The organism is Streptomyces sp. 13-12-16, from assembly GCF_002114215.1.
Taxonomy (GTDB): Bacteria; Actinomycetota; Actinomycetes; order Streptomycetales; family Streptomycetaceae; genus Streptomyces.
This window is the reverse complement of record NZ_NCTE01001143.1, coordinates 1254-2264: the sequence shown is the minus strand read 5'-3', so window position 1 is coordinate 2264 and position 1011 is coordinate 1254. Positions and strand designations below refer to the sequence as shown.

The 1011-nt window shown below is 75.6% G+C and carries 1 protein-coding gene; it reads right to left on the bottom strand.

Annotated elements, in window-relative coordinates; translation table 11 throughout:
- Positions 1 to 1011 (bottom strand): polyketide synthase dehydratase domain-containing protein (locus tag B7767_RS36575; RefSeq protein WP_179167445.1); only part of this gene is annotated, 1011 nt, incomplete at both ends.

Below are 1011 nucleotides of genomic sequence, written 5' to 3'. Positions count from 1 at the left end.
GCGCCCGCCCGCGGCCGGAACCCACTCCGTGCGGAACAGCGCGTCCGCGACACGGGCCGGGTCGGGCGCCAGGTCGTCGGCGGTGAAGGGACGCAGCGTCACCGAGCCGACCGACGCGACCGGGCGCCCGGCGGCGTCGGCCAGCTCCAGCTCCACCGAGTCACCGTTCCCGGGACGCAGGCGGACCCGGGCGGTCGTGGCGCCCTCGGCGTGCAGGGTGACGTCCGACCACGAGAACGGAAGCGCCGTCGCCCCCTGATGCGTCAGGTCGAGCGCGTGCAACGCCGAGTCGAGCAGGGCGGGGTGGAGTCCGAAGTCCCCGGTGTCGGTCCCCTCCGGGAGGCCGATCTCGGCGAACACGTCGTCGCCGCGCCGCCATGCCGCGCGCAGCCCCCGGAACGTCGGCCCGTACTCCAGCCGTTCGTAGAGTCCTTCGACGGCAAGGGGCTCGGCGTCGCGCGGCGGCCACACGGTGAGGCCGTCGGACGGCTCACCGGCGTCGGGGACCAGGGTGCCTTCGGCGTGCAGGACCCATTCGCGGTCGAGCGGGGCGTCGTCGGCGCGGGAGTACACGGACACCGGGCGGCGTCCCGAGGCGTCGGGCGCCTCGACGGCCACCTGGATGTGGACGCCGCCGTGTTCGGGCAGGATCAGCGGTACTCCCAGGGCGAGGTCCTCGATCCGGCGGCATCCCACCTGGTCGCCCGCCCGTACGGCCAGGTCCACGTACGCGGTGCCGGGCAGCAGGACGGAGCCGGCCACGGTGTGGTCGGACAGCCAGGGGTGGGCTCCGGCGGACAGGCGTCCGGTGAACACCACACCACCGGAACCGGGCAGCTGCACCATCGCGCCGAGCAGCGGGTGACCGGGCCGGCCCAGACCGGCGGCCGTGACGTCGCCGCCCAGGCCGCTCTTGTCGAGCCAGTACCGGGCGCGCTGGAAGGGGTAGGTGGGCAGGTCGGCCCGCCGGGCGCCGCGCCCGTCGAACACGCCCGTCCAGTCGACGCGCAG